23 protein-coding genes and 1 tRNA gene are annotated in these 23,889 nt (G+C 59.6%); 10 read left to right on the top strand and 14 right to left on the bottom strand.

Annotation, left to right across the window (positions count from 1 at the left end; genetic code table 11):
• Window positions 1-12: 12 nt before the first annotated feature.
• Both clpS and WEU32_RS05425 read right to left on the bottom strand, forming a co-directional pair.
• On the bottom strand, window positions 13-342 hold the full coding sequence (clpS, locus tag WEU32_RS05430; protein WP_312137855.1) for an ATP-dependent Clp protease adapter ClpS: 330 nt from the start codon (window positions 340-342) through the stop codon (window positions 13-15).
• Between the two features lie 252 nt (window positions 343-594).
• Window positions 595-1,065: a TIGR01841 family phasin gene (locus WEU32_RS05425; RefSeq protein WP_312137853.1), complete on the bottom strand. Its 471-nt coding sequence runs from the start codon at window positions 1,063-1,065 to the stop codon at window positions 595-597.
• A 344-nt stretch (window positions 1,066-1,409) separates the two neighbouring features.
• Between WEU32_RS05425 and WEU32_RS05420 the strand changes: the two genes are divergently transcribed.
• Window positions 1,410-2,756: a D-alanyl-D-alanine carboxypeptidase gene (locus WEU32_RS05420; protein WP_406853138.1), complete on the top strand. Its 1,347-nt coding sequence runs from the start codon at window positions 1,410-1,412 to the stop codon at window positions 2,754-2,756.
• Window positions 2,757-2,829: 73 nt separating this feature from the next.
• Here WEU32_RS05420 and WEU32_RS05415 read toward each other — a convergent pair whose 3' ends face one another.
• Complete coding sequence (locus WEU32_RS05415) at window positions 2,830-3,189, bottom strand: phage holin family protein (protein WP_406853137.1); 360 nt, start codon at window positions 3,187-3,189, stop codon at window positions 2,830-2,832.
• 102 nt (window positions 3,190-3,291) lie between these two features.
• Here WEU32_RS05415 and WEU32_RS05410 point away from each other — a divergent pair, with 102 nt between their 5' ends.
• The 3 genes from WEU32_RS05410 (at window position 3,292) to WEU32_RS05400 (ending at window position 4,273) form a co-directional block, all read left to right on the top strand.
• Window positions 3,292-3,729 carry an HIT family protein gene (locus WEU32_RS05410; protein ID WP_312813787.1) on the top strand — a complete coding sequence of 146 codons (438 nt, stop codon included), beginning with the start codon at window positions 3,292-3,294 and terminating at the stop codon, window positions 3,727-3,729.
• 76 nt (window positions 3,730-3,805) lie between these two features.
• Window positions 3,806-3,881, top strand: a tRNA-Thr gene (locus WEU32_RS05405).
• 71 nt (window positions 3,882-3,952) lie between these two features.
• Entirely contained in the window at window positions 3,953-4,273 is a 321-nt protein-coding gene (locus WEU32_RS05400; protein ID WP_312137845.1) for a 2Fe-2S iron-sulfur cluster-binding protein, read from the top strand.
• Here the strand turns inward: WEU32_RS05400 and WEU32_RS05395 are convergent.
• Window positions 4,270-5,481, bottom strand: a complete 1,212-nt coding sequence (locus WEU32_RS05395; RefSeq protein WP_406853136.1) for an NAD(P)/FAD-dependent oxidoreductase — start codon at window positions 5,479-5,481, stop codon at window positions 4,270-4,272. The genes WEU32_RS05400 and WEU32_RS05395 overlap by 4 nt on opposite strands.
• 163 nt (window positions 5,482-5,644) lie before the next feature.
• Between WEU32_RS05395 and WEU32_RS05390 the strand changes: the two genes are divergently transcribed.
• Window positions 5,645-6,271 (top strand): TetR/AcrR family transcriptional regulator, encoded by a 627-nt coding sequence (locus WEU32_RS05390; protein WP_312137841.1) that lies wholly within the window; start codon window positions 5,645-5,647, stop codon window positions 6,269-6,271.
• Window positions 6,272-6,338: 67 nt separating this feature from the next.
• Here the strand turns inward: WEU32_RS05390 and WEU32_RS05385 are convergent, their stop codons facing one another.
• Entirely contained in the window at window positions 6,339-8,204 is a 1,866-nt protein-coding gene (locus WEU32_RS05385) for a ferrous iron transporter B (RefSeq protein WP_406853135.1), read from the bottom strand.
• Window positions 8,204-8,473, bottom strand: a complete 270-nt coding sequence (locus WEU32_RS05380) for a ferrous iron transport protein A (protein ID WP_406853134.1) — start codon at window positions 8,471-8,473, stop codon at window positions 8,204-8,206. The genes WEU32_RS05385 and WEU32_RS05380 overlap by 1 nt, the downstream gene beginning before the upstream one ends.
• A 187-nt stretch (window positions 8,474-8,660) precedes the next feature.
• Between WEU32_RS05380 and WEU32_RS05375 the strand changes: the two genes are divergently transcribed.
• The gene (locus tag WEU32_RS05375; protein WP_406853132.1) at window positions 8,661-9,185 is read left to right on the top strand and encodes a c-type cytochrome; all 525 of its coding nucleotides are present in this window, start codon (window positions 8,661-8,663) and stop codon (window positions 9,183-9,185) included.
• Window positions 9,186-9,364: 179 nt separating this feature from the next.
• Here WEU32_RS05375 and WEU32_RS05370 read toward each other — a convergent pair whose 3' ends face one another.
• From WEU32_RS05370 to WEU32_RS05355, 4 genes are all read right to left on the bottom strand, one after another.
• Window positions 9,365-12,535: an efflux RND transporter permease subunit gene (locus tag WEU32_RS05370; RefSeq protein ID WP_312138204.1), complete on the bottom strand. Its 3,171-nt coding sequence runs from the start codon at window positions 12,533-12,535 to the stop codon at window positions 9,365-9,367.
• Between the two features lie 2 nt (window positions 12,536-12,537).
• Window positions 12,538-13,665: an efflux RND transporter periplasmic adaptor subunit gene (locus WEU32_RS05365; RefSeq protein WP_312813803.1), complete on the bottom strand. Its 1,128-nt coding sequence runs from the start codon at window positions 13,663-13,665 to the stop codon at window positions 12,538-12,540.
• Between the two features lie 99 nt (window positions 13,666-13,764).
• The gene (locus WEU32_RS05360) at window positions 13,765-14,379 is read right to left on the bottom strand and encodes a hypothetical protein (protein WP_406853131.1); all 615 of its coding nucleotides are present in this window, start codon (window positions 14,377-14,379) and stop codon (window positions 13,765-13,767) included.
• Between the two features lie 184 nt (window positions 14,380-14,563).
• Window positions 14,564-15,328 (bottom strand): class II aldolase/adducin family protein, encoded by a 765-nt coding sequence (locus WEU32_RS05355; RefSeq protein WP_312813807.1) that lies wholly within the window; start codon window positions 15,326-15,328, stop codon window positions 14,564-14,566.
• A gap of 219 nt (window positions 15,329-15,547) precedes the next feature.
• On the opposite strand from WEU32_RS05355, the gene WEU32_RS05350 reads away from it, so the two are divergent.
• The 3 genes from WEU32_RS05350 to WEU32_RS05340 all read left to right on the top strand — a co-directional run bounded on the left by WEU32_RS05350 (window position 15,548) and on the right by WEU32_RS05340 (window position 17,926).
• Window positions 15,548-16,543, top strand: coding sequence for a DUF2336 domain-containing protein (locus tag WEU32_RS05350; protein ID WP_406853130.1), 996 nt, complete (start codon window positions 15,548-15,550; stop codon window positions 16,541-16,543).
• 63 nt (window positions 16,544-16,606) lie between these two features.
• Window positions 16,607-17,386 carry an NAD kinase gene (locus WEU32_RS05345; RefSeq protein ID WP_312138203.1) on the top strand — a complete coding sequence of 260 codons (780 nt, stop codon included), beginning with the start codon at window positions 16,607-16,609 and terminating at the stop codon, window positions 17,384-17,386.
• A gap of 63 nt (window positions 17,387-17,449) precedes the next feature.
• Entirely contained in the window at window positions 17,450-17,926 is a 477-nt protein-coding gene (locus WEU32_RS05340) for an Hpt domain-containing protein (protein ID WP_312813811.1), read from the top strand.
• Window positions 17,927-17,934: 8 nt separating this feature from the next.
• Here WEU32_RS05340 and WEU32_RS05335 read toward each other — a convergent pair whose 3' ends face one another.
• Together WEU32_RS05335 and WEU32_RS05330 are read right to left on the bottom strand one after the other, a co-directional pair.
• A complete protein-coding gene (locus tag WEU32_RS05335; RefSeq protein WP_406853129.1) occupies window positions 17,935-19,089 on the bottom strand; it encodes a DUF2336 domain-containing protein in 1,155 nt (384 codons plus the stop codon).
• 131 nt (window positions 19,090-19,220) lie between these two features.
• The gene (locus WEU32_RS05330) at window positions 19,221-19,997 is read right to left on the bottom strand and encodes a transglycosylase SLT domain-containing protein (RefSeq protein WP_406853128.1); all 777 of its coding nucleotides are present in this window, start codon (window positions 19,995-19,997) and stop codon (window positions 19,221-19,223) included.
• Window positions 19,998-20,166: 169 nt separating this feature from the next.
• Between WEU32_RS05330 and WEU32_RS05325 the strand changes: the two genes are divergently transcribed.
• Window positions 20,167-20,910, top strand: a complete 744-nt coding sequence (locus WEU32_RS05325; protein ID WP_406853127.1) for a TonB family protein — start codon at window positions 20,167-20,169, stop codon at window positions 20,908-20,910.
• Here the strand turns inward: WEU32_RS05325 and WEU32_RS05320 are convergent.
• Together WEU32_RS05320 and WEU32_RS05315 are read right to left on the bottom strand one after the other, a co-directional pair.
• Window positions 20,876-21,922, bottom strand: a complete 1,047-nt coding sequence (locus WEU32_RS05320) for an NAD(P)/FAD-dependent oxidoreductase (protein ID WP_406853126.1) — start codon at window positions 21,920-21,922, stop codon at window positions 20,876-20,878. The genes WEU32_RS05325 and WEU32_RS05320 overlap by 35 nt on opposite strands.
• An 82-nt stretch (window positions 21,923-22,004) precedes the next feature.
• Window positions 22,005-23,852 carry a phosphoenolpyruvate carboxykinase (GTP) gene (locus WEU32_RS05315; protein WP_406853125.1) on the bottom strand — a complete coding sequence of 616 codons (1,848 nt, stop codon included), beginning with the start codon at window positions 23,850-23,852 and terminating at the stop codon, window positions 22,005-22,007.
• Window positions 23,853-23,889 lie beyond the last annotated feature (37 nt).

Here is a 23,889-nt window from a genome sequence, read left to right as displayed (position 1 = left end):
GAAGGGCTCCTCTCAGTCCTTTTCCATGGTGCATTGCAATGGGTGTTGATGACGACGCGCGGTTTCCACCACCTGTGCGACCTTGGTTTCGGCCACTTCGTATGTATAAACCCCGCACACCCCGACACCGTACTGATGGACATGCATCATGATACGGGTCGCGTCTTCACGGCTCTTTTGAAAGAACCGCTCGAGCACATAGACGACGAATTCCATCGGCGTGTAGTCGTCGTTCAGGATCAGCACTCGATAGAGCGAGGGCCGCTGAACCTTCGGCTTTGTCTCGGTGACAACGGCAGCGCCAGACCCTGCACCTTGTTCACCTGACCGCTTGATTGGCATTCGAAGTCCGTCTGTTAGTCGTTCCAAACCAGAGATAGGCACTGATGCCCTAAAGACAATGATGCCCTGATTTGAAGCACCGTCCAGTCCACGATGACGTGAGCGCCTTCATCTTTTGCCCGCTTTCCCTGCTTCCTAGCGTTTGGAAACAGCTTAGGTTTCCAGAACGTCCTGAAGCCTAAGCCTTCGCGCAGACAAAAAAGGCCCCGATGCGAGCACCGGAGCCTTCATGTGTCAGTCGCTATGGGAGGGTTAGCGAGCCGACTGGAAACCTTCAACCGCTGCACTGACGCGCGAGGTAAGTGGCTGGAAGCTATCCTTGAACGACGCCGTCAGGGTTTCCGAGGTCCGGTTCAGGTGAGCCAGATAGCTTTCGGTCGCCGACTTGGCCCATGCGGTCTGCAACTCAAGCAGTTCCTGCACCGAGCGGGCTTGCGACAGCGATTGAACCGCCGAAACGTTTTCTTCCCAGCTCTTTTTGCCATAGGCCAAAGCTTGTTGAGACAGAGCTTCTGCGCCCTTCTGGGCCGCAGCAGCGCTCTCGACAACAGCTTCAAGGTTCTTCTTGCCCTGAGCATTCAACTCGGTCAGCGAGTTCAGCGAACGGTCCACACCGTCTTTGAAAGCCTTGCTGCTAGCGTTCTGAATGGCTTCGGCCTGAGCCTTGACCTGAGCTTGGGCCTTGGCCGCAGTTTGTTTAACGGTTTCGGTAGCGTCAGACATGGATATCTCCAAAGTCGGAATGGGGGAGGTAAATCAGGCAATCAGGGCGCACAGACCGCGCGCTCATACATAACAACGGTCTGCACAATAACTTCGTTTCGCACATGCGAGATGAAATATCAAGGGATTTTGTGCGCCGCACAATTTGCCGAAGATCACATTTGCGCTGGGTCATAGCCAGAAACGGGTCAAGTCAGTATCGTTAAAGCGACGATCGGAAATGTCTCACCGCTAACAGCAATGATTGACAGGCTGTTAACTGTGTCGAAACTCCTGTCAGCGATGTTGTACACTTGTCCGGTGCGGCCACTTTCTGGTGACGCACCACAGTGAAGAGGCCCCGTATGCAGATGACCCCCTCCTCTCTTCGCAAGCCTGCCTTGTTCACCGCCCTGCTGGCCTGTAGCGCCCTGCTCCCGACCGTAGGTCAAACCCCGCCGGTCGCCCAGTCGAGTGACAACAGCAAATATGCCTCGGTCGTTCTGGATGCGACATCGGGCGAAGTCCTGTTCTCGCGCTTTGCCGACGAACGTCGCTATCCGGCGTCCATCACCAAGGTGATGACCCTTTATCTCGCCTATGAGGCGCTGGAAGAAGGCCGGATCAAGCTGACCGACCAGTTGACCGTTTCGCCACGCGCTGCCGCCCAACCGCCGTCGAAACTGGGTCTAGCCGCCGGTCAAACCATCAGCCTTGATGACGCTATGCGCGCCACCGCCGTCCGCAGCGCCAATGACATGGCCGTCGCGATTGCCGAGCACATTGCCGGAAACGAAGCGGAATTTACCTCGCGCATGACCGCCAAGGCGCGTGAACTGGGTATGCACAGCACCCGTTTCACCACGGCAAACGGTCTGCCCGATACCCGTCAGGCCACCACAGCCAATGATCTGGCGATCCTCAGCCGCGCGGTGATGCGCGACTATCCGCAATATTATCGCTATCTGGGCCTTCACGACTGGTATTATAACGGTCGTGACTATCGCAACACCAATGGTCTGCTGGCCACGGGGCGCGGTTATGACGGCATCAAGACCGGCTTCACCAACGCGTCGGGCTACAACCTTTCGGCCTCGGCTGTTCGAAACAACAAGCGTCTGATCACCATCGTCATGGGTGGTCGCTCGACCGCCAGCCGCAACGCGCATGTGGCCGAGTTGATGGATACCGGCTTCGACCTGCAAGAACGCAAGGCCCGTGGCGAACGGTTTGCTTCCAATCAGGACTTCTTCGAGGCTCGCGGCTACGGCATACCGTCGCCAACCGCGCCGGTCGCCTATGCATCGGTCTCTACCGAAGGCCGCCCTTATGCTACCGATGACGCCACCCTAGTTTCGGCACCCGCCGATGCGCCGGCCCCGACTGCGATCACCCCTGCCCCGTCGGCCCGTCGCAATGCGGAACGCGCGCCCGCTCCTACGCGCGCCGCGGCCCGCACACCGGCAGCCCCTGCCGGTCGTTGGTCAGTTCAGGTCGGTGCCTTCAAGGATGAAGCCGTCGCTCGCAACTGGCTGAACGAAATCAATCGTCGCTTCCGCAGCGAATTCACCGGTGCCGAGCGTAATGTACAGACTGCCGATGGCGGCTGGTTCCGCTCGCGCTTTACCGGCATGACAGAGGACAAGGCCAACTCGGTTTGCGAAACTCTGGCTGCGCGTCGCGTCACCTGCATGGTGATCCGCCCCAGCTAAGGCCGGACTAACCCTAAAACAAAAGGCGCGCTCTTAACCGGAGCGCGCCTTTTTCTTTGCCTTTACAATGGCATCAGTCGCGAATTTCTTGCTTGGGTACAAAGAACAGTCCCGCAAAATAGCTGACAACGCCTGTTACAATCGCTGCCCCGATACCGGCCCATAAGCCGTTGACAGAAAAACCACCAAGGAACCAAGCGGTCAGGCCAATCATGGCCGCATTCACCACCAGCAGGAACAGCCCGAACGTCAACAGCGTCAGCGGCAAGGTCAGGATAATCATTAACGGACGCACAAACGCATTCACAATGCCGAGGATCAGCGCCGCCGCGATTAGCGAGCCTGTAGACGTGAACTCCACCCCCGGCACCACCTTGGACGACAACCACAGTCCCGCCATGGTCACCAAGGCCTGTACAATAAATCCAACCATACGCCCGTCTCCCTCGAAAGAAGCCCGATCACGCCGACGCACAGTGTATGCACCGGCGGATTGATACTGCTATTCTGACAGCCAGATCACAAGGAGTCTTCCATGAGCCTTCACGGCACCTACGACCCGCAAAACGTCTTTGCCAAAATCCTGCGTGGCGAAATCCCCGGTGTGACCGTGTGGGAAGACGATCAGGTCTATGTGTTCATGGACGCCTTCCCCCAGTCCGAAGGGCATACGCTGGTCATCTCCAAGACCTCTACGGCCCGCAACATCCTTGAGATAGACGCCGCCGATCTGGCCACTGTCACCGCCGCCGTCCAGCGCACCGCCCGCGCCATCGACAAGGCCCTGTCACCCGATGGCCTGATCGTGACCCAGTTTAACGGTACGCCCGCCGGGCAGACCGTCTTCCACCTGCATTTCCACATCATCCCGCGCTGGGAAAACAAGGCCATGGCCGGTCACGGACAGTCCTGCATAGCCGATCCTGCCGATCTGAAGGCCCTGGCAGAGCGTATCCGCAGCAATTTGCCTTAACGCATCGAAACGAATGACAAAATACTGACGCCCCACTCTTGCATCCGAGAGATTCTCTCAGCATAAGTCGGGCCGCGCCGGTTTAGCTCAGTTGGTAGAGCGCCAGTTTTGTAAACTGGATGTCGCGGGTTCGATTCCTGCAACCGGCACCACTTTTCCCTCACATCACAAAGCCTCCATCCGCATTCATGTTTCAGGATGCCCTTTGGATGACTGTAATCCCATGCCTTTCATCACCTTCATTCAACCGGACGGTAGCGAACAAGTGGTCGATGCCGATAGCGGAGCCAGCTTGATGGCCTATGCCACCCGCGATGGCGTGGCGGGTATCGAGGCTGAATGCGGGGGCCAGATGTCGTGCGGGACATGCCATGTGCATATCCACCCCGACTGGCAGGCCGAAGTGGGTCAGGCCCAAGGGTTCGAGCGCAATATGCTGGACTGGCGCGACAGCTTTGACGAAGCCGCGTCGCGCCTGTCCTGTCAGATCATCCTTACCGATGCGATGGAGGGCATGAAGGTATTTGTGCCCAGCGCCGACTAGGCGGCAATCGCTGCTGTTTTGATCGGCGCTTCGGCATCGGCCAGCACTTCGGCGTCAACCGACGTGCCCTTGCCGATCGCCTGTTTGCCGAACATGAAGGACGGGGCCGAGTTGACGGCCTCGACGCAGACGATCTTGTCGCCCTTCAGGTGGAAGACGGCGAAACTACCTGTGTCCACATCACCGCGCACCACCTGACGGTCGGCACCGAATGGCAGGCCTGCAATCTGGAGCTTCACATCATACTGGTCCGACCAGAACCATGGCACTTCGGCTGCCGGAGCCGGACGGCCCGTAATGGCGCAGGCGACATGCTTGGCCTGTTCCAGCGCATTAGGCACGCTTTCCAGACGATGCATGATGCCGTCATAGTGTGGCAGCGGACGGCGCGTCACGTCGCCCACGGCAAAGATAGCCGGATCGCTGGTTCGGGCCTCGAGGTCCACCACGATACCGTCGGCACATTCCAGACCGGCCTCTTGGGCCATCTCGTCATTGGCGATGGCCCCAATGCCGACCAGCACCGCATCGGCAGACAGGGTTTCGCCATCGGCAAACACCACGCCATCGGCCACCACAGTCACCACATCGGCACCGGTACGGATTTGCACACCCTCGGCGGTGTGGCGACGGGTATAGAAGTCCGACAGGGTCTGAGAGGCGACGCGTTGCAGAACGCGCTCCATCCGTTCCAGCACCACGGCTTCGGCCCCCAATGCACGCGCCGATGCTGCCGCTTCCAGGCCCACATAGCCGCCACCGATCACCAGCAGGCGCTTGCCTTTGCCCAAGGCTTCTTTCAGCTGTTCGGCATCCACAGTGGTCCGTAATTCTAACGTCCCCTCACCCGTCCCGCACGAGGCCGGCAGACGCCGCGCCCGCGAACCGGTGGCAATGACCAGATAGTCATAAGACTCGACCGTTCCGTCATCAAAGGTGACGGTCTTGCCCGCACGATCTATGCCCGTAGCGGTAACGCCCAGTCGTAGGTCAATACCGTTATCGGCATAATAGCTGTCGGCGCGCAATTGCAGCGAAGCTTCGTCGGCCTCGCCCTTTAGCCAAGCCTTGGACAGTGGCGGACGCTGATACGGAGCCACCTTTTCTGTGCCAGCAAGGATAATCTGCCCCTCATGCCCGTACTGCTTCAGAAAAGCCGCAACCGAACCGCCTGCATGGCCTGCACCGATAATCACAACCTTGGACATGAGCACCGCACCCCGAAAATAGTATCACACGGATTTGCGGGTGCCCGCGCCACGGGTCAAGAGCGGAAACCCGATTGACACATTGTCGCAGAAGCAATCCTTACTTGTCGAAAGACCTTTAACAATCTAGGCCATACCCATTCTGCCACGCCAACCCGTTGATATGCCGGACACCAAAAACAAGCTGGGCCACACCATCCGAAGCCGTGGCGCACGCACACGCCGCGCCATATTAGACGCCCTGCGCCAGCTTCTGGACCATAGGCATCTAGGCGAAATCCGCCCAGCCGATGTCGCCCAGGCCGCCAAGGTTTCGGCACCGACCTTCTACACCTATTTCAAAACGGTCGAGGAAGCTGTGTTGATGCTGTGCGAGGAATCCGCCGAGGATTTCCAGCGTCTGGCCACACACATCCATGCCGACTGGTCTGGGGATCGCGGTTTCGAAGCGGTCCGCGCCTATATTCTGGATGTTCTGTCCCTGTGGGACGAACACGGTCCCGTCCTGCGTGTCGAGCATATGCTGGCCGATAAGGGCGAACCGGATTTCGCCGAAACCCGCATCAAGCGTCTGCGTCGTCTTCACCTTGCCTTGGAACGGCGCATCGCACAGGCCCGCGCCAATGGCCTGCACCCTGTGGGCCTCAATGCAAGACTGGCCTCCTATGAAACCGCCAATCTGGTGGAATCTGTCGCCGCCGGTTTCACCCTGATGCGCCGCGCCGATACACCCGAGGCCATCGTCGATACGACTGCCCATATCGTGCTGAAACTGACCACCGGACGCTAGTTTCTATAACCGCTACAAAAAAGCCCCGAGGTTTCCCCCGGGGCTTTTCGTTTGGATAATCGGTCTATCAGCCTGCACCGAGCGCGACGGCGACGTGATAGGTGATGAAGGCCGCCAGATAGGCCAGAGCGAACAGATAGATCACAAAGATCGCCGTCCACTTCTTGGAACCCGTCTCGCGCTGGACCACACCAATGGTGGGAAGGCATTGCGGGGCAAAGATGTACCACGCCAGGAAAGCCAGACCCGTCGCCAATGACCAGTCATTGGCCAGCACATTGGCCAAGGTGCCGATATTTTCCTCGGCCCCTGCCACCGAATAGACTGTGCCCAGAACCGCCACGGCCACTTCGCGCGCCGCCATACCGGGGATCAAGGCCACAACCATCTGCCAGCTGAAACCAATCGGGGCAAAGATCGGCTCGAGGAACTTACCCATCATACCTGCGAACGAATAATCGATCGCCGGGCCTGTCGCGCCTTCAGGCGGATACGGAAAGGTCGAAAGCGCCCAGACGATGATCATCAAGGGCAGGATGATCTTGCCCGCGCGTTTCAGGAAGATTTTGGCGCGCAGCCACAGGTTCATCAGCACCGACTTGATGTCCGGCATCTTATAGGCGGGCAGCTCCATCATGAACGGTTCGACCATACCGCGCCACAATACGCGGCGGATCACCAGCGAAACCACAAGCGCACTAACGATACCGCCAGCATACAGACCGAACATCACCAGCCCTTGCAGGCTGACCCAGCCCCAGACCGTCGTGTTGGGAATAAAGGCAGCAATAATCAGCGTATAGACCGGAATACGCGCCGAGCAGGTCATCAGCGGCGCAATCAGTATGGTGGTCAAACGGTCGCGTTTGGCGTTGATAACCCGCGTGGCCATGATGCCTGGAATAGCGCAGGCAAAACTGGACAATAGCGGGATAAAGGCCCGACCATGCAGGCCTGCACCGCCCATAATTTTGTCCATCAGGAAGGCGGCACGGGCCATATAGCCCAAGTCTTCCAGCACGATAATGAACAGGAAGATCAAGAGGATTTGCGGCAGGAAGACCAGCACACTGCCCACCCCGCCGATCAGACCGTCCACCAGCAGGCTTCGGAGCAAATCGTTTCCAACCGTAGCCCCGATCCATTGCCCCAGAAGGGCAAAACCAGCTTCGATCCCGTCCATTGCCGGCGTGGCCCAACTGAACACGGCTTGGAACATCACAAACAGGACACCGAACAAAATGGCCAGTCCGGCCACCGGGTGCAGCAGTACGCTGTCCAGCTTGCCCGTCAGGGTGTCAGGACGCGCTGGCGGCTGGACATGCGCCTTCATCAGGCGCTCGGCCTCGCGGTGTGCGGTACGTACTTCAGCAGCGGATGGCGCATGCCATTCACTCTGATGCGTCGCATGATGCGCCTGTTTTTCTACGGCAGCGACAAGGTCTGGCAAGCCGCGCTTGCGTGTCGCCACTGTTGTTACGACCGGCATACCCAGATCACGCGACAGACCCTCAAGGTCGATCTGCAAGCCCTGACGCTGGGCGATGTCGTACATGTTGAGGGCCATCACCATCGGACGCCCCACCTGTTTCAGTTCCAGCGCCAAACGCAGGACCAGACGCAGATTGGTCGCATCGGCCACACAGACCAGCACATCCGGTGCAGCCTCGCCCTTGCGAGCCCCCAGCACCACATCTCGGCTAACTTCCTCGTCCAGAGAACGGGCGCGCAAGGAGTAAGTGCCCGGCAGATCGGTAACGATCAGCGACTGTCCGTCTGTGCCCTGCACACGACCTTCTTTGCGCTCAACAGTCACGCCCGCATAGTTGGCGACCTTCTGGTGCGAACCTGTCAGGGCATTGAACAGCGCCGTCTTGCCGCTATTGGGATTGCCGACCAGCGCAAAGCGAAGCGATTTGACCATAGCGTCCATCAGGCCGCACCCCCGATTTCGATATTCAGGCTGGCGGCCTCGCGGCGACGCAGCGCCACGCGCATATCATCGACCTTGAGCGCAATCGGGTCACGCCCGAACAGACCCTCGTGCAGCAACTCGACTCTGGCCCCTTCGACCAGACCCAGTTCCAGCAGACGCCGCTCCAGCTCTACCTCGTGTTCTTGGTGATGACAGTGTGTGCCAACCTGCACGATAACGCCGCGATCCCCGCGTCGCGCCTCACTCAATCTGATGATTTTCGACATCGTTCTCTGAACTTGCAGGCGCGGACACAACACCCCTACTTCTTTGAGAGTGATTATCACCTACTAATATGCGGCGTCTAGTAAGCGGGCGGTATATTGCGGTTATGACAAAGCTTACCCACAGGGCGTTCTGTCCCGTTGCAGGCCGCGCGCCTTGGGTTACAACCTCCTCAACCGGAGATCGCCCATGCTATTTTTGACGACCCTGAACCCCAAAACACGGATGGCAACGCTACTGGCGGGCTGCGCCCTGCTGCTGGCCGCTTGCGGTTCCGGTGGCGAGACAACCGACGATGCGCCGAAACCGCCGAAGCGTGCCGAGCCGACACAGGAACAGAAGCTGGCCCTACTGGCCTCCCTGCCCGCGCCTTATAATACGGGTGATCTCGAAAATGGCCGCCGCGTCTTTGCCCGCTGCCGTTCGTGCCACACCATCACCGAGGGCGGCCCCAACATGACCGGCCCCAACCTGTATGGCCTGTTCGGAAGCACCGTCGGCACCCACGAAAAGTACCGCTATTCCAACGCTCTCAAAGATGCCGACTTTGACTGGGATGCCCAAAAACTGGACGAATGGCTGCTGCGCCCGCGCGACTTCCTGCCCGGCAATAAGATGAGCTTCGTCGGCATCGCCAGCGAACAGGACCGCAAAGATGTCATCGCCTTCCTCAAGGTCGAAACCGGCTACGCAGAAAAGCAGGCTGCTCAGTAGCTTTCCCCTTAGCAAAACCTCCTCAAGCAATGAGCGACCGCGTCTCGAGTGCTAGGGGGCGCTCTAAAAGCTCGGCTCTCAAGCAGTGAGCCACCGCGTGGCGAACGTTAGAGGCGAGCGTCCCGCCCAAACAAAAAGAGCCGCCCCGTTGGGGCGGCTCTTTGCAGTTGGGGCCAAGATCAATGAGCGCTCATATCGGGCACCTTGCCCTCGGCACGTTCCTGCGCTTCCCATTCCTCGATCTTGCGCGAGGTATAGTCCGGCGACTTGGTAAAGCGGGCCAGAACACCATAGATCACCGGCACGATGAACAGGGTCAGCAAGGTTGCAAACAGCGCCCCGCAGAAGATCACCACACCAATAGTCTGGCGGCTGCCCGCCCCTGCCCCTTGCCACAACATCAGCGGCAGAGCGCCAAAGGCCGAGGCCAGCGACGTCATAATGATCGGGCGAAGGCGCAGCGAAGAGGACTCAATAATGGCCTCGCGGATTGTACGCCCCTGATCGCGGAGCTGGTTGGCGAACTCTACGATCAGAATACCGTTCTTGGCCGCAACGCCGACCAGAATGATCAGACCGATCTGGCTGTAGATATTCAAGCTTGAACCCGCCATCAGCAGACCGAACAGACCACCTGCCGCCGCCAAAGGCACGGTCAGCATGATAACCGCAGGCGTGATCCAGCTTTCAAACTGGGCGGCCAGCACAAGGAAGACCAGCAAAAGCGCCAGCACAAAGGCCCACATCACCGCACCACCGGCCTCGGCCTGATCGCGGGCTGTGCCGCCCCAGCGAATATTGACCACGCCCTGTGGCTGTTTGGCGGCCTGATCGTTCAGGAACTGTACGGCATCGGCAATCGTCATGCCCGGTGTCAGGTCTGCCGACAGGGTAATGGCACGCTGGCGATCCAGACGTCGACGATCCGGCGTATCGCCCGAGGTCTTGGTCGTAACCACCGATGACAGCGGCACCAATTGCCCAGAACCGGTCGAGACATAAAGCCCTTCAAGGTCCGAAACATTGCGTCGGTTATCGCGGTCGGTCTGCAGGATCACATCATATTCCTGACCGCCCTTGATATAGGTGGTCGCACGACGCGAGCCGAACATGGTTTCCAGCGTACGGCCAACCTGTTGCGAAGACACGCCCAGTGCTGCTGCCTTTTGCGGATCCACATCGACCAGCAGACGCGGTGCGTTCGGCTCGTAGTTCATGCGCGGACGCGAGAAGCCGGGGTTTTCCATCGCAGCGGCCATAACCGGACGCAACCAGTTATAGATGGCCGCATAGTCGGAACCGGTCACAATCATCTCGACCGAGTTACCGCCGCCGCCACCACCGCGCTGGAAGGCACCCGGCGTCGAGGCGTTGACCTGCGCGCCCGTCTGGTTGCGTAGACGGCCGTTCAGTTCCTGAGCAATGTCCGCCGCCGGACGATCACGTTCGGACCAGTCGGCCAGATTCATGATGATGTTGCCCGAGTTGAACGAGCCGCCACCAAAGCCCGGCGACGTCACCAGATAGTTGTTTACCTCGCCGCTCTGACGGTAATCCTCCAGTATCGGTTCGATCCCCAGCAAAATCTGGCGGATATAGTCATAGCCTGCGCCTTCCGGTCCCGAGACACGCACCATGACACGTCCACGGTCTTCGTCCGGTACCAGTTCGTCCGGCAGGACCATAGCCATGCCGAAGGCTCCCGCACCGACCAGCACCACCGCCGCAATCACGCCACCCACCGCAATACGGCGGCCCATCAGCATGTTGAGAGAGTTGACATAGGAGTTTTTCAGCTTGTCCATGGCGTAATCGACCTTGCGGCCCAGCCATCCGGTAGAGGTGGTCGGACGCAGGATCTTGGACGCCATCATCGGTGACAGGCTGAGCGCCAGAAAGGCCGAGAAGCCCACCGCCGCAGCAATCGCAGCCGCCAGTTCAACGAACAGACGCCCCACATAACCCGGCAGGAACATCAGCGGCGCAAATACCGACAAAAGCACGATGGTGGTCGCGACAACCGCAAAGAACACCTGACGTGCCCCGCGTTCGGCTGCAATCAGCGGCGGCTCGCCCTGATCCAGACGACGCTGGATATTCTCGACCACCACAATGGCGTCATCCACCACCAGACCGATGGCTAGTACCAGCGCCAGCAGGGTCAGAAGGTTCAAAGAGAAGCCCAGCGGGGCCAGAATGATAAAGGTCGCCAGCAGACAGATCGGGGCCACAACCGACGGCACGATGGCCGCGCGCAAACTGCCCAAGAAGATAAAGTTGACCAGTGCCACCAGCGCCATCGAAATGCCGATGGTGATCCAGACCTCGTCAATGGCGTGCGAGGTAAAGACCGAGTTGTCGGAGCCAACCTCCAGTGTCGTTCCCGCAGGCAGACTTTCGCGCACCTCTTCCATCAGTTTGCGTGCACCCGCACTGATTTCAAGGTCGTTCGACTGGGCCTGACGCGTGATGGCCAGACCGATCTGGTCAATACTGTTGCCACGGAACAGGCGGCGATGTTCAACCGGCCCCTCTTCGACGCGGGCAATATCGCCAAGACGCGTCACATAGGTGGCTGAGCCGGTCAGACCGCTGGCTGAGGCTGCACCACGGTTACCGATCGGCAAATTGGCAAAGTCCTCTGGGCGCGAATAGTTACGCGCCACACGAACCGTATAGTCTTTCTGGCTGGCCTCCAGCGACCCGGCAGGCAGCTCGACGTTCTGGCTGGTCAACGATTGCTCAACATCCGTCACTGTCAGACCGCGCGCCGCCATGGCGGCAGGGTCCAACCAGATGCGCATGGCATAGGTCTGGTCACCGAAGATATTGACCTGTGCCACACCCGGCACAGTGGCAAAACGATCCACCAGATAACGGTCGGCATAGTCTGTCAGCTCAAGACGGTTCATCGTCGTCGAGCGCAGGAACAGAATGATAATCGGCGATGAATCCGAGTCCGCCTTGGATACGGTCGGCGGATCGGCCTGATCGGGCAGACGGCCCATAACGCGCGAAACACGGTCACGCACATCATTGGCCGCATCGTCGATATTGCGGTCGAGACGGAACTCGATATTGACGTTGGAACGGCCATCGCGGCTGGTCGAGGTAATGCGTTCGACGCCCTGAATACCGGCAATCTGCTGTTCGATCGGCTCGGTAATCCGGCTCTCGATCACCTCGGCCGAGGCACCGGCATAGGAGGTGCTGACCGAAACCACCGGCGGATCAACATCGGGTAGTTCGCGCACCGGCAGCATGAAGAAGGCTGCCAGACCGATAACGCACAAGACAATGGCCGCGACCGCTGCAAAAACCGGACGGCGGACCGATACATCGGACAACATCATTAGCGGTCAGCCTTGGCTGGTGCCGCCGCCTGAGCAGCCTGCCCCTTGGACTTGTCCTCGGTCCGCACCGGCGCACCCGGCTGAATGCGGTTCAGGCCAGATGCCACCACACGGTCATTCAGCGACAATCCCGTAACGATTTCTACGAAACCGTTTTCGACCGTACCCGCCTGTACCTCGACACGCTGGGCGATGCTGCCCTGATCATTACCGGCAATGCGGTACACAAAAGCACCTGCGCCTTCGTATTGAACCGCAGCTTCCGGCACAGCCAGCGCCTGACGCTGCCCTTGTCGAACCGCGACACGCATCATCATGCCCGGTCGGATTTCACCACCCGGATTGGGGAATTCGGCGCGAGCGGTCACGGCACGGGTCTGCTCGTCCACACGCACATCCATCAGGGCGATCCGGCCCTCAAAGGTGCGGCCCGGATAAGCATCTGCCGTAGCCGTCAGTGCTGTTCCGGCCCGCAGGGTGGACAGGAAACGTTCCGGCACAGCAAAGTCCACACGGATGCTGCTGAGATCGTCCAGCGTGGTGATAACCGTACCGGGGCTGATGAGTGTACCTGGCGTAACCGTCGTCAAACCCAGAACGCCCGAGAAAGGTGCCCTCAGAATACGGTCGCCACGGCGGGCTTCGGCAGCCGTCACAGCGGCACGGGCCGTCTCCAGTGCCGTCTCCGCATTCTCGGCCATCACGCGCGGTGCCACACCACGGTCAGCCAGAGTTTTATAGCGGTCATATTCGCGCTGGGCCTGCGTCAACTGGGCGCGCGCCTGAATGATGGCGGCGTCTTCCTCGGCGGTTTGCAATTCAACCAGTGGTGCCCCCACACGCACGGCCTGCCCGTCATTAAAGAAGACCCGCGTCACCAGTTCCGAGGTCGAGGAGGTAATATTGACCGAACGCAGGCTCCGGGCCACGCCCAGAACCTTGAGGTCGTCACTGAATTCACGAGACTGGGGGCTGGTTGCCTCTACCAGTTGGCCCCCACCGCGACCGCCGGGTCCCCCCGGTCCCGTCGGCCCCTCATTGGCCAGCGCAATCTTGAGCACGGCCGCAACCAGCATCAGGGCAACGACCGCCCCCGCCACGATAATAAAAAAATGGCGTTTGAACACGCTCGTTACTCTCCCCGACATAATGCGGTTCCGCATAACGCCTGTACGCGTTAGTGCAAATGAAACTGATTAAACGGGGTAGATTGGTGGTTCCGTCGGTTAAAATCGTTTCCACAAAGCCACAATCGGACCATCGGCCGCAGGAACATTGCATCCGGCTGTCGTTGCCCGCCACCCCCCCTGTACGGACCAGTCCTCCCAGTGACGCACAACACCCAATTCCAGCGTCAACCAGCGTGCCCCTCCGACATCGCTTTCAATGTCGGCCTTGCCCGCATAAAACTGTGCCATGGCCGTATAGTTTTCACGGAAATGCACACCCAAGGTGCCCTCAGCCCTCACCTCGTTTGCCAGATTATCACGCCAGCGACGGGCCAGTTGCACTTCGTAAAAACCGGGGAATCGACCACCGAAATTACGGCCTGCCAGTACCCTTAGATCGGCCTCTTGCTCGCCCTCTCCGGCTGAGCCCCATGCCGCATTACGCCCTTGGGTATCGGATACATAACTGGCCTGAACCGACACCTGCCAGCCATTGTGATCCAAGGCTTGCCAGCGCCCGCCGATCTCGACTGGCCCCATGCCGCGATACTGGTGAAACCCATCGTCGGTATCCTGCCAGTCGGTTTTCACCAGCAGAGTCACACGTTCGCTCAGACCATATTCACCCCATAAGGACACAATGTGGTCCTGACGCTCGTCGGGTAGAGCCAAGCGATCCCCGTCCTCGTCAAAACGGTGAATGGACCAGGCTCGTATTTGACGATCACCTGCCCCTGTCCTTTAGGCTGGTTCCACGCCCCCGCCGCAACCGGATCTGCCGGCATGATTACAAGTGTCATGCCTGCAACGGATACCAGAGCCGTCCAGTGATGAAGCATCCCCCCCGAGCGCTTCATCAGGCATCATAGCCGGGTGATCGCCGGTCCAGTTGGCGCAGCGCCCCGGCCCATGCCAGAGCCGAAATCATGCCGACGCCCTGCCCCTGATATTTTGTCTCTTCCTGAGCCGCATCGGGCGCATGAAGTACATTCTCGACACCTGCAGACAAGGCGGCCACCTGCTGCGCGCAAGCCCGTTCCAGAAAGAACATCCGCACCCATGCCGCCGCTGCCGTTTCTCCGACGGTCAGGGTGCCGTGATTACGCAACAGCATCATATTCTTAGCGCCCATATCGGCCACCAGACGCTCGCGCTCATCATGGTTCAGCGCCAGCCCCTCATAGCCGTGATAGGCCACATCGTTCTGCAACAGACAGGCATTCTGGCTCAGCGGCAAAAGGCCATGCTTCTGGGCCGCCACCCCGACACCGGCTACCGTATGCAGGTGTATAACAAAATGGGCATCCTCGCGAGCTCCATGCACCGCCGAATGGATGGTGAACCCCGCCGGATTGATAAAGCTGTCGGTTTCCTGAACGACATTGCCGTCCAGATCGACCTTCACCAGCGAAGAGGCGGTGATTTCCTCAAAATAATAGCCATAGGGATTGATAAGGAAATGCGTCTGCGGTCCAGGTACGCGGGCGGAAATATGCGTAAAAATCATATCATCCCAGCCGTGCAGGGCCACGAGACGGTAAAGGGCGGCCAGCTCGACCCGTGTCTTCCATTCCGCTTCGGATACGCTGTTTCGCACGTTTGAATAGCGATTTTCAGACATCGAAATTCTTTCCCCTCATAAGCCCCGTCTCTTTCCAACACTGTTATCTGAGCGACGTGTCGTCAAGCTGCACGGTTAACCCTGTTTTCATAGCGTCAGCGTAGAAATAGCCGCCTGCTATCGGAGTTTTCCGCGTTGCCGTCCTCGGACATGCCAAGATCAGAATCGATCAACCTAGATAACCTTCGCGAACTCACCAGAAAGGTGCAGTCGCGACCGGTGACAGACCAGACTCGTCTCGTGATGACGCTGGCCGATGCCTATGCCCGTTTTCAGGGACCACAGACCATTCACGACAAGCTGGGCGCTGTGTTTGTCGAACTGGTGCGCGTGGTCGAGCACGATGTGCGTCGCGGCCTTTCACGTCGCCTCGGCTCTGCCGACTGGTTGCCGGTCGAACTGGCCCGCGCTTTGGCCCGCGACGAGATCGAGATTGCAACGCCGGTGATTTCCGCCAGCCCCCTGCTCAACGAAAACGACCTTTTGCAGCTGCTGGCTACGGCCACCACTGAACACCGCCTACAGGTTGCACTGCGTCCGGGTCTTGCCGCCAAGGTTTCGCAAGCCATTCTGGACAGCGACGAGCCTCTGCTGCTGACCGCGCTGGCGTCAAACATCTACGCCCAGTTGCCCGAGGATGGCCTGGAACGTCTGGTCGATGCCTCGCAAGATATTATCGGTATCCGCCAGCCCCTGACCCTCCATCCGGGTCTAGACGAGGCCTTGGCCGAGCGGCTGTATCGCTGGGTGGCCAGCACCCTTCAAGACGCCCTATGCGAACGCTTCCCGCATCATGCCGACAAGCTGAAACTGGCCATGAGCGATACTGTCCAGCAATTGCAAGATGCCCGTATCGCCATGCAAATGCACGATAGCGGTCGCCTGACTCCGGCCAGCCTCATGCGGTTTGTACGCGAGAACCGCCACACCCTGTTCCTGCAATCTCTGTGTCTTCTGGCCGAAATCCGCACTGACGAACTGGATTTCCTGATCCGTCGCCCCAGTGCACGCCATTTCTATCTGGCCTGTCTGGCCGCCGGTATCGACCGTGCCGCCTTCCCCGATGTGCTGGAAGGGTTGCGCCGTCAGGGCATGAGCCTGCCACCGCCTCTTCTGGATAGCGAGCTACGGCTAGGCGAACGTGACCGCTATCAGGCCAAGCTGGAGCTTCGGGCTATTGTCGATTGCCTGGGTAACAGCCCTTCTATGCACTGATACCATTCGATTAATTGTCACTCAGCATTTGACTTGAACGCCAAGCTCGGCTTGCCTGACGTCGTGACCCAGACAGCGCCTCTCCCGACCCTGCATTTTGTCGCCAGCGACCGCCCCGAGGCGCGCGAGGCCTGCCAGCGCCTGCAAGACCGCTATGGTATTGTGCCGCTCAAGGATGCCGACATCATTGTGGCACTGGGCGGCGACGGTTTCATGCTGGAAACCCTGCATACCAACCTGAAAATGCAAAAGCCCGTCTTTGGCATGAACTGGGGTTCGGTCGGGTTTCTGATGAACGATTATTGCGAGGACAACCTGCCCGAACGGCTGGCCGAGGCCGACCGGACAATCATCCACCCGCTGCAAATGGATGCGTGGGTGGAAAGCGGACAGGTGCATAGCGGACTGGCCATCAACGAGGTTTCGCTGCTGCGCCAAACCCGCCAGACAGCCAAGCTGCGCGTCAGCATCAATGACAAGGTACGCCTCGAAGAACTGACCTGCGACGGATGTCTGGTGGCCACCCCTGCCGGATCGACCGCGTATAACCTGTCAGCTCACGGCCCGATTATACCTCTGGATGCGCCCAGTCTTGCCCTGACGCCGATCAGCGCTTTCCGTCCGCGTCGTTGGCGCGGTGCCTTGCTGTCGCATACGGCCAAGGTTCGCTTTGATGTTCTGGAAGCCGACAAGCGACCCGTCTCGGCCACCGCCGACAATTTCGAGGTCCGCCGCGTCCATAGTGTGGAGGTGCGCGAGCGCCGCGATATCAGCCTGACCATGATGTTCGATGCAGGCCGCCCCTATGAAGAACGTGTACTGGCCGAACAATTCGCTAGCTAGGCTACAGAAATTCTTAAGCCTGTGACGTCATAATGGAACGTCAGCTTATGTGAGGACAGTATTGTGACCCAACGGCCCGAATTGATCCGCCGTCCCAATTCCCTCCGCGCCAAGGTCGGTAGCAGCTTTGGCGGAATCGATGCCGCCGCTGTCGCCCGCGCCGAAGAAGCCCTCAAAGCTTTGTCGTCACAGTTCGAACAATGGTTACAGGACGAAATGGTCAAACTGGAAGCGGCCGAGGCCGCAATCCACGACCACGGCTATAATGCCCAGACCGCCGAAAACCTCTATATGCGCGCTCATGACCTCAAGGGGCTTGGTACGACCTATGAGTATCCGCTGGTCACTCGCGTTGCCGGAAGCCTGTGCCGTCTGTTGGACAGCCCCGAACATCGCCTGACAGCCCCCTTGTCTCTCGTCGAGGCTCATATTTCGGCCATCCGCGCCATTGTCCGCGACAAGATTCAGGCTGAAGACCACCCGGTCGGTTGTGAACTGGCCAAGGCTCTGGAAGCCAAGGTCACAGCTTTCCAAGGCTAGATAGCACTTTAAGCCACCGCAATACGCGGGCGGGCTGCATAGGCGTGATCGCGCGTGGGCACCATGTCCAGACGCTCCATCAGATAGTCCAAATCATCACGTCCCAGAGTGTGCATCTGGGTCATGAACCGTTCCAGCATACGCAACCTGAAAGCTTCGGCATCCAGTTCCGCACCCTCGGCCTGCATGGAACGCCATGTGTCCACGCCCGCACGGAAAGCCGAGAACAGACGCGGCGGCATACCCGCTCGGTCATAGATCGCCCGAAAACCCAGCGGTCCTGCATCATGGATCATCAGCCATGCACGATGATGCGGTACCTGCGCCAGCATGGACAAGCCATGCTCGAAAAAGGTCATCTGACCTCGCGCCACAGCCCGCAGCAATAGAGAAGCGTTTAAAGCCCTGCGTGCATTCAGGGTTTTAACAAATTCCGGTAAATTCTGGCTGCGGATAGATTCATCCAGCAAGTCCAGCGTCGCCCGTTCGCGTGCAAAGTCCGACAAGCGTACGGCGGCATCCACTGACACCTTATGACGGCTAATCAGGTGCTGTTTTACCTGTTCCGTTGCAACCAGCACGAGACGGTCAACAATAGAGGGCGGCAAAATATGACGATTGGCCAATGTCGTGACCGTTTCCTCGTCATGACCAAACCGGTCAACAGCTATGGCCATAGCCCGTTCGGAAAAATCGGCATTGTCATTGGCCGCTAGCCGACGCACAGCCTCAACCGCGGCGTCACTGGCCACCACCTCAGCCACATCACGGCTCAGCCCCTGACGTGAAGCAACAGCGATTTGGGCAAAGATCCGTCCAGCACGCACAATCGCAATCAGATCATCATCGCAAAAAACCGGGGACTGACTGATCATAGGAATGGCAACCGTGTCGGCATCGGCCGCCAGCCTCAGTGCCACCTCGTTCGGCATCAAGTTCGAGGCCCGCAATGTCACCGCCAGTGCTCTGCGGACCAGTTCGGCTGTGTCGCGAGATAGATAGGCGATCATCTTCTGTGCGGCGAGACGTTCTTCATCACCCAAAACCATGCGATCCATGCTGCGACACAGTTTATGTGTCACTGTGGCACGTTCCTCTTCGACCTCTGAACGAATCAGAAGTTTCAGATCAGTCTCGTTCACACGGAGGGAACCACTCGCCATGATACCGCTCTCAAATCGAATTTCAGGAATTAAGCCAAAGCTTAGTCACCAGCACGTTAATCGTGCGTTACGATTTGATACAAGAGCATCAATGAATATGATGTGTCATTTTCACACAAAAATCATCCGGGTTAAACAGGGTCGCTAAAGGCACCCTTGAAGTGACTGCTTTCGCCCTGATTGAGCAAGAGGGCAAGCAAGCTCTGATCCTGCTTCAAACGATCCAGACGTGCGGCCAGAGCCAGATCCTTGTCACTGAGAGACGGCATGGTCGGTTTGTCCGCCCCGCCCAGAATCGGCGTTGCGCCCCCTGCAGTGCTTTGCAGGTTGGCATAGACCTCGGCCACCGTGGCGGCACGACCCTGTTTGTAGAAGATCGAGCGGTTGGCCGATGCCGCATCGGGGAACAGAGACGCCGCGCTGCTATTGGGGCGCGCATGCATGGCCTCGATCAGACGGGCCGCGCCTGCCGGTCCCAAAAAGTGCGCGGCATACAGATCGCCGCCATTCGGCTCGCGGCCCGTGCGCCCCCGCAAGTATGAAGCATTGGAAGCCGTCAGCTCTCCGGCCATGGTCGAGGCCGCCTGCGGATCAAAGCGCAGGTCCAGCACCACATTGCGGGCCGATCCGCGCACCTGCCAGCGCCCGTCGCCGCCCTGATAGATCAGGTCGGCATACTGACCATAGCCATGCTTATGGCCATGCTGTTTGACGGTGGACAGCCAGGTTTGCTCGATGAACTGGAACAGACCGGATGCTGAAGAGGTCCGCGCCTTGGCATCGGGATTAAAACCACTTTCGCGACGCGCCGTCTTCATCAGGAAATCGAAATCGACACCCGTCGTCGAAGAGGCACGCCGGATGGCGGCCTCTACGCCTCTTGAAGAAGGAATCGCTCCAACGCTCATATGCTAACGGTCGCTAACCAAGGTTAACGACACCTTAACACGGAACCGCTGCCGTTAACGAATCGGTATTTGAAAATGGTCGAAACGGCACTTGTCCACAAAACGCCGTAATCCAAGCGCTGCAATACGCATACGGGTCTGGGGAGGCCTGCGATTGGAGGCGCAGATCATGATGATGATGACACGTGCCGCTGGCGGAGCGAATCTATCCGCCATTCTTGACCACCGTACCGCGGCCCCTTCGTCGCGACGTATGTGGATTGCCTTGTTGGGGACCGCGCTGGCTGCCCATGTGGGTGTCGGTCTGTTCCTCTATCACCAGAAGTTCGAAATCACCCTTGCGCCACAAACGGCACCGGAAGTTCCCAGAACCATCATCTATCTGGACCCACCGCCCAAGCCGCTGGAGCCACAGGTCGTCAAGGCGGTCCCTGCGCCTGCGCCCAAGCTGAACAGGCCAGAACAGGTCATCGAAAGCCCCGTGCCGCCACTGGTGTCACCGGTCAATGATGCCCCTGCAACGGCCACGGGACCGGCGATCACCCTGTCCACACCGGTTGCACCAGATGCCAACGGCACGGCCCCCGCAGCCACACCCGCGCCAAAGGCACCTGCGGTAATCACCCGCCCCAACTGGATCCAGCAACCGACAGCGGACCAGTTGATGCGGGCCTATCCCGATGCCGCCATCGAGCGAGGGATTTCAGGCAATGCGGTCTTAAACTGTGCGGTACGGGTCAATGGCACACTAACGGACTGTCAGGTCACGTCGGAAACGCCTGCGCGTAACGGCTTTGGCCGCGCCGCCACCAACCTGTCGCGCTATTTCCGCATGAGCCCGCAAACCGTGGACGGCCAAGCCGTTGACGGTGCGCGTGTTACGGTCGGAATCCGCTTCGATCTGACGGATTAAGCACACGATGGGGATCGAGGGTCCGTTCGGTCACGGACTGGCCCTCGATCTCGGCGCGTAGCTGATTGGCGACCAACGGGGCCAACAACCAGCCATTGCGGCGCGGTGCCAGCGCCACATAAAGCCCGTTGCCGACTTCCCCCACCAGCGGCAGACCATCGGGCGATGCGCCCCGCACACCGGCCCGCCATTCGATCTCGATCGGGCGCGGTTCTTCACCCAAAAGCGTCCATGCCGCCGCCAGCATGGCCTCACAGCATTCCATATCCGGTTCCAGATCGCGCACACCGGCCTCCATGCTGGCACCGATCACACTGCCACCCGCAAACGGGCCTGCATTTACAGGGGCGACATAGGCCCCCTCGCCACGCAGCACATGGTCGCTCAATCGCTCATGGGTAATGCCAATCAGACCACGGATCGGCACGATGCTGTCGATGATGCGCGTCACCGCATCCGGCAGGCCCACAATGGCCGCCGCCGCCCCCGTGGCCAGCACCAGTTTGGGCGCACTGACCACACCTTCGGATGTCACCACCAGCCAATGCTCCCCCTCGCGGAAGATGGCCTCGGCGGTGGCGTTGATGCGGGTGATCCCCTCGCCCATCACGTCCAGCGCCGCAACAGGGTCCAGCTTGGCATCCTCGTGCGTCAGCAGGGTCTGGCTGACGGCGTCATAGCTATGGGCGAAGTCGTGGCGCTGCATCTGCAGCATCAGGCGCTCGGCTTCCTCGCCGCGCCACTCGGCAGGCATCTCCTGAAGATCAATGCCGGTGCGCGTCGCAAACACATCCCACAGCATCCGGCTCATCTTCAGCATATCACCGACATGAACCGGCAGGCCGTCAATCGCCGCCTCCATGGCCGGCGCGATCATCCCCGCTGCCACAGCCGAGGCCGAAGGCGCATCGGGCGCGACCACCGTCACACTATGCCCCGCCAGTCTAAGCTCGGCGGCGGTTGCGAGGCCAAAAGCCCCTGCACCAATGATGACGATATCGGGTGAAGTCATAGCAAAAATAACGGGGCAGAATTGAAAAGGGGCACGGGAAGTCCTTCGACCTCCCGCGCCCCGATTTCAAGTCGCTATGCGATTATTCCGCTGCGAGGCGGGCCGCACGCGCATCTTCCAGACGCTTGGTCAGGGCTGCATGCTGGTCCCACAGGGCTTTGGGCAGACGATCGCCGAACTTCTCGTAGAAGGCCGGGATCAGGCTGGCTTCCTCGGTCCAGACATCGGCATCAACATCCAGCAGGGTCGACAACTGGGCGTCGGTCAGCTCCACACCCGACAAATCCAGAGCGTCACGCGAAGGCACACGACCCACCGGCGTATCAACGGCTTCACCCTTGCCTTCCAGACGCTCGACGATCCACTTCAGCACGCGGATATTGTCGCCAAAGCCCGGCCACACGAACTTGCCGTCCTGATCCTTGCGGAACCAGTTGACGAAGAAGAAACGCGGCAGCTTGGCAGCGTCAGGCGCAGCAGCGCCGACCTTCAGCCAGTGCGCGAAGTAGTCGCCCATATTGTAACCGCAGAACGGCAACATGGCGAACGGGTCACGGCGCAGTTCACCGACCTTGTTTTCAGCCGCAGCCGTGCCTTCGGAGGCAACGGTCGAGCCGAGGAACACACCGTGTTCCCAGTCAAAGGCTTCGGTCACCAGCGGCACAGCCGAAGCGCGACGACCACCGAACAGGATGGCGTCGATCGGCACACCGGCCGGATCTTCCCACTCCGGTGCGATCGACGGGCATTGACCGGCCCAGACGGCGAAACGCGCATTCGGGTGGGCCGCAGGCTCGCCCGACGACGGATCGTGCGGCTGGCCCTTCCAGTTGGTCAGGCCTTCTGGCGCTTCCTTGGTCAGACCTTCCCACCAGACATCGTTGTCGGCGGTCAGGGCGACATTGGTGAAGACCGTGTCTTTCACCAGAGATTCCAGAGCGTTCTTGTTGGTGTTGCGGCTGGTGCCCGGGGCCACGCCGAAGAAGCCCGCCTCAGGGTTCACAGCATACAGGCGACCATCGGTGCCATAACGCATCCATGCGATATCGTCGCCGACCGTCTCAGCCTTCCAGCCGTCCAGCATCGGTTGCAGCATGGCGAGGTTGGTCTTGCCACAGGCCGACGGGAAGGCCGCAGCGACGTATTTCACAACGCCTTCAGGGCTGGTCAGCTTGAGGATGAGCATGTGCTCGGCCAGCCATCCCTCGTCGCGGGCCATGACCGAGGCGATACGCAGCGCGTAGCATTTCTTGCCCAACAGGGCGTTGCCGCCATAGCCCGAGCCATAAGACCAGATTTCGCGCGTTTCCGGATAGTGGACGATCCACTTGTCGTCATTGCACGGCCACGCGACATCAGCCTGACCTTCGGCCAGCGGTGCGCCCAGCGTGTGGACAGCCGGAACGAACACGCCATCGGTGCCCAGTTGTTCCAGAGCGCCCTTGCCCATACGGGTCATGATGCCCATCGACACAGCCACATAGCCGCTGTCGGTGATCTCAACGCCCAGAGCCGAGATGTGCGAACCCAGCGGGCCCATGCAAAACGGCACCACATACATGGTGCGGCCCTTCATGCAGCCATCGAACAGGCCGTCCATGCGTGAACGCATTTCAACCGGATCGGCCCAGTTATTGGTCGGGCCGGCATCGGCCTGATCTTGCGAGCAGATGAAGGTACGGCTTTCGACGCGAGCCACGTCCTTGGGGTCGGAGGCGGCATAATAGCAACCCGGACGCTTGGACTGATCCAGTGCCTTCAGCGTGCCCTTGCCGATCAGGTCAGCAATGATGGCCGATTTCTCGGCTTCAGAGCCGTCACACCAATGCACACGGTCCGGCTTGGTCAAAGCTGCGATCTGCGACACCCAGGCGACAAGGACTTCATGTTGCGTCGGGGCCGGAAGAAGGCCGGGGATGGATTGGCTCACGTCACGCTCCTTAGTGTCCACTTACTGGGACAGTTGT

The sequence above is a fragment of the Brevundimonas sp. BH3 genome (genome assembly GCF_045345115.1).
GTDB lineage: Bacteria > Pseudomonadota > Alphaproteobacteria > Caulobacterales > Caulobacteraceae > Brevundimonas.
Note: the sequence above shows the minus strand (reverse complement) of the source record. Positions and strands in the feature narration are given on the sequence as shown.